This is a genomic window from Shigella sp. FC1967 (assembly GCF_001743005.1).
Classification (GTDB): domain Bacteria; phylum Pseudomonadota; class Gammaproteobacteria; order Enterobacterales; family Enterobacteriaceae; genus Proteus.
The window spans coordinates 1-5796 of the sequence record NZ_MIIZ01000647.1; the positions used below are offsets into that span (position 1 = coordinate 1).

A 5796-nucleotide genomic window follows, 5' to 3' on the forward strand; every position below is an offset into this window, starting at 1 on the left:
CTGGAAAATAGGTTTATTATCGTGTTTTTCATTTACGTGACCAAATAAAAATGGGCAATCCGCAAAGTTAACAAAATAGGCACTAACGCAACATACTGGATTTGGCTTGCATACAAAATAAAGAGACAGAAAATAACACCTAATACACCACTTAATAATGCTAATTGTCTTCCTGTTTTAGCGTATTGATCATATTGGCGATTAATACAAATCTTGGTGATATAAAGTGTTGTCGTAATATAAGCGGGAACAACCATTAACGCGCTAATGTTATACATTGTATTCCAGGCATTATTAGAAAAGTAGACTAATAGCATTGCCGCCTGCATAACAATACTACTTACCCACAACGATGTATTTGCCGCTTGATTTTTATTCGTACGAGCAAAGACCTTAGGAAATGCGCCCTTTTGACCTGCAACCATTGGGATTTCAGCACATAACATTGTCCATGCTAACCACCCCGCTAATACAGAAATAATCAACCCAACATTCATTAGCCAATCGCCCCAATTTCCAACAACTTTAGCCAATACACCTGCCGTAGAGGGGTTACTTAATTGCGCTAATTGACTTTGTGGCATAACACCAAAGGGTAATACTGATAATAAAATATAAATAATTAATGCTAATAAAAATCCTAATAAAGTGGCTTTACCCACATCTTTCTTATTTTTTGCTCTACCCGATAAAACAACAGCCCCTTCCACACCAATAAATGACCATAATGTTACCGTCATTGGTGCCAAGATTTGTGACATTAACGAGACAGGCTCTGACTTATTACCGACAGTACTCATGATTTGAGGAGATGTTCCCCAAAAATTACTAAATAATTGGTAATAATCAATAAGTACACCAAGCACAATAACAAATAAAATCAATGGCACTAATTTAGCAAGGGTTCCGAGTGTATTAACGAAGCCCGCAACTTTTGTTCCTGATAACACTAAAAAGTTATAGCCCCAAATTAAAATAGAACCACAGATAATCGAATTTAAATTATTACCGTCAGTAAAGACACCAGGGAAAAACTGATCAAATGCATCCATCAAGATAACGGCAAATGCCACGTTACCAAATGCAGTCATTAACCAATAACCCCAAGCCACATTAAATCCAATAAAAGAACCAAAACCCTCTTGTGCATACATATATACGCCTGCCTGAAGATCGGGTCTTAAATCCGATAACAAGCGAAATGCATTAGCAATAAAATAAACGCCAATACCCGCAATAATCCATGCAATAAGCACAGGACCTATTGCTGAACTTGCTGCGGTATTTTGTGGCAAGCTAAACACGCCACCACCTAACATTGAACCTACAACAATTGCAATAAGTGCCAATAAGCCCAATTTTGCACCACTACCTCCCGTTGTATTAGTGGTGTTGCTTGATGATGTTATTTCAGATTTGTTCGCCATAAAAAACCTCTTATCTCCAGATAATCCTATCTGGCACTTTAATCAGTGCCAGATATTTTGATAAAATTGTTATCTCGTTATTGATTATTGACGGCCTTTCTTAATAGCAGAAACATGGCGTTTAAATTTTATATGTGAAGGTAACACTTTCGCTTCGCGTTCATCTTCAACAATAGCTCTAACCCAAAAATCTCCGTTTTCATCTACATTAATTCCCTGAATTTCATGCTCAAATCCTGGAAATTCTTTATCAAAATTCTGTAATGCTTTAAGGTAACCAATAATACCTTGATCCCCTTTAGGTAGGCGTTCACCCGGCATAAGTACAGGAATTCCTGGTGGGTAAGGAACTAACATAGTCGCAGAAATACGGCCTGAAAAATCATCAAGAGGGATATGCTCAGCTTTATAACGAACCACTTTTTGGTAAGCATCAGCGGGGGACATTACAGGTGTAGGGTCGGTATTTACCGCCTCACTAATATGTTTCATTAAATCCAACTCATCCATCTTATTGTGCATAGTTTGGCAAAGTTGTTTTAATGTCATTTTTGCATATTTAGGAGACGCGTCTTTCAGTGATGGGATTGCCTCTGTCGCTAACGCATTTGAATCATAGAGTTTTTTAAAGGTGAGTAAACTTTCTAATAGTGTTCCCCATTTTCCTTTTGTCACGCCAACAGAGAACAGAATTAAAATGGTGTAATCTCCTGTTCTTGCGATCTCAATACGCCGATCATCTAAAAATTTCGTGATGATATAACCAGGAATACCCATTTTTTGGTATTTGCCATCCGCGGTGATCCCAGGGCAAGTTATTGTGACTTTCACGGGATCTAGCATACTGTCGCTATCGGCAATATCTTCATCAGAAAAACCATGCCATTTATCACCCACTTTTAATGTCCAGCAATCTGGCTCTTGGCTTAACAGATTAAGAGGTGCTTGCTCAAAACTGTGGCTTTCACCTGTTTTCGGATCACGTACTTGGGTCGGTTGTAGTACATCAAAGAACCACTCTGATTCACCATTCTGTTCTTTTAATTGACGTTTGACAGAAACAACCGCCTTACGAAAACCAATGGCTTCTTCTATCGATTCCTGTACTAAAGATGGACCTGATTCACCTTTCATCATACCCACAGCAACATCAATAGAAGCAATAATTGGGTAATAAGGCGATGTTGTGCCATGCATCATAAATGAGTCATTAAAATCATCAAAATTTAAAGGCGCACGATCACTTTTCTTCACATGGATCATCGATGCCATAGAGAGTGATGGCAACATTTTATGTGTTGATTGCACCGCAAAAATGGTAGGACGGTTTGGCATATCCTCAGCAACATCCATCGCAAAACGATTTTTATACAGAGGATGAAAACGCGCATAAGCATACCATGCTTCATCAAAATGAATACGGGGTACACTGGCGGCTAAATTTTTTACGACATCATTGACGTTGTAACAAAAACCATCATAAGTGCAGTTGGTAACCACGGCATAAGTAGGCTCCGTACTAACGGCACCTTCTGCTAGCGGGCTCTCTTTTATTAGTTGACGAATACTTGCCTGTGATAATCGTTTGGTTGGAATAGGGCCAATTAATCCGTATCCATTACGTGTTGGTTTCAAATAAACAGGGCGTCCTTGTGAAAGCGTCAAACCATGATTAAGCGATTTATGGCAGTTTCTATCAACGACTACGATTTCATTAGCACCTACAGCACCTTGAGCAACAATACGATTAGAGCCTGATGAGCCAGACACACCATAAAATGTCCAATCAGCACCAAATAGCTCTGCGGCAATTTCTTCTGATGTTTTTGATGGCCCAGCATGAATAAGATAGTCACCCATTTCAGCCGTCGCGACACCAATATCCGCCCGCATCATATTTTCACCAAAGAAGTTAATAAACTCGATGCCAATAGGATGTTTTAAATATGCCATACCGCCCATATGCCCGGGGCAATCCCAGTAATAATCACCATCCTCAGTGAAATTTTTTAATGTTTTAAAATAAGGTGGTAAAAGACTTTCTGCATAGCGATGAATTAATGTATAAATGCGATTCGCCGTAAATGTAGCTGTTTCTGAGTAAAGATAGATATATTCGCTAACTTCTTTAAGAATATTGATAGAGACATTATCTGTAATATTTTCTTCGGAGATTAATAATATCGGTGTATCTGAATTTCTCTGTCTGAATAATGAAATAAAACCTTCGGCTTCTATATTCATTTTGGGATTATTTTTATCCCAAAAAATACCAACGGCACTATATTTCGGGCTTTCTTTTATATATTTAATACCATGATCAATATTATCTGCAATTTGAGCTACAAATCCACGTTCAGCAATTGCTTTTTGTAAAGATGTTAATGCCTGTTTAGCGGGGCTATCTTCTTTTAGCCCAGATGAAGAGACAAATAATACATTATGATTAAATTTCACGGACACCTCCATAGGTATCAAATACCTATATTTATTAGGTTTACATTACATTACTCATTTGCTTCACAAAAAATCAGTTGTCATTTCACAATGATCAAATTAAAATTTAATAAAATCATTCAAATATAAAATAATAGTTAATATGTCCAGCATGATAATAAAAATAAAGAACGCACGTTCTGTGGGCGTAAATATCACTTTTTTCTCTTGATATCGAGACCACACAAAGAGGGGGATCCCCAAAGTCAGTAAAATAGGAACCATTACTAAATACTTTATTTCACAGGCATAAAACATAAATAGACAAAAGGCTAACCCAATAAAACCACTAATCAAGGCTGAGATTTTTCCTTTATCTGCATATTTAGAAAAATCGCCTGATAAGCAAAGTTGTAATAAATATGCTGAGGAAGTTAAATAAGCGGGTAAAACCATTAATGCGGAAATGGCTAACATTGTTAACCAAGCATTGTTGGAGAAATAAACAACAAAGACGACTAACTGCATAAATAGGCTACTGACCCAAAGTGATACGCTAGCAGCGCCATTATCATTTTTAGTGGCAAAGGCTTTCGGGAAAGTTCCGTTCTGAGCTGCGGCCATAGGAATTTCAGCACAAATCATTGTCCACGCTAACCAACTGGTTAATACGGAAACCAAAACGCCAATATTAATTAACCATTCACCCCAATCTCCTGACACTGTTTTTAATATTCCTGCCGTAGAGGGCGTGGGGATCATGCTTAATGTTTTTTGAGATAAAACACCAAAAGGTAATATTGAAATAAAAATACAAATAATCAGTGAGACAATAAAGCCGATCAACGTGGCTTTCCCCACATCTTTCTTATTTCGAGCGCGTCCAGATAACGCAACAGCGCCTTCTACACCGATAAAACACCATAAAGCAACATCGAGTGGCGCTAATATTTGTTCTGAAATAGAACCCAGATTATCAGCCGGTATAGAGGCAGAATTTCCCCAAAAATTATTGGTGAGTTCTTCATAATTAAGAAAATAAACGAGAATAAAAACAAAAATACTTAAAGGAATTAACTTAGCAAATGTCCCGATAATATTAATTGCGCCCGCTAACTTTGTACCGGATAAAACCAGGTAATTAAATCCCCAAATGAGAATAGAGGCACCAATAATAGAAGGAATATTATTTCCTCCCTTAAAATCACCAGGTAAAAAATAATTTAAAGTATCCATAACCATAATAGCAAAAGCAACATTACTAAATATGGTCATTAACCAATAGCCCCACGCCACAATAAAAGCGACAAAAGATCCAAATCCTTCACGAGCATACATATAAATACCCGCTTGGAGATCTGGACGAACGTCAGATAGCACCATAAAAATACGAGCAATAAAATACATGCCAAAACCACAAATAAGCCAAGCAACAATAACTGGACCTACTTCCGAGGTTGCAGCCATATTTTGTGGTAGACCATCAACACCACTGCCTATCATTGAACTAATGACGATAGCAACAAGTGCAAGCAAGCCTATTTTTTGGCTTGCATTGTTATTAGAAGCGCCCTTTGACATATTATTATTAACCCTATTGCAACAATAATTTTATTAAAACTATTAGTTAATTTTTAATTATAGTTAAATATAAAAATGACACAGGTTTTTATCCTATATATCACTGTAATAATGATGTGCATAACCTATTTAAGATGAACAATCGTATACTCTGTGCTATTATTTAATCATCTTGTGATGAAAATAACAAACAAAACAACTAAAAATAAGATATAAGTCAAAAAAAACAACTAATACAAGAATAATTATAATTTATTCATTCATTGTGTTAGATATAAAAACCAATTATTATTAATCTTATTAAGATTATTATAATTGTATATTTAAACCTTTATAAAAAATACACTATATA

Annotated in this window: 2 protein-coding genes and 1 pseudogene; all 3 read right to left on the reverse strand. The window is 36.4% G+C overall.

Features of this window, described 5'->3' with window-relative positions; translation table 11 throughout:
* Positions 1–1427 (reverse strand): annotated as a pseudogene (locus tag BHE89_RS08560) (basic amino acid/polyamine antiporter); the annotation flags it as partial.
* A gap of 84 nt (positions 1428–1511) precedes the next feature.
* The gene (locus BHE89_RS08565) at positions 1512–3884 is read right to left on the reverse strand and encodes an Orn/Lys/Arg family decarboxylase (protein ID WP_069369482.1); all 2373 of its coding nucleotides are present in this window, start codon (positions 3882–3884) and stop codon (positions 1512–1514) included.
* Between the two features lie 99 nt (positions 3885–3983).
* Positions 3984–5444: a basic amino acid/polyamine antiporter gene (locus BHE89_RS08570; protein WP_069369481.1), complete on the reverse strand. Its 1461-nt coding sequence runs from the start codon at positions 5442–5444 to the stop codon at positions 3984–3986.
* Between the last annotated feature and the right edge of the window lie 352 nt (positions 5445–5796).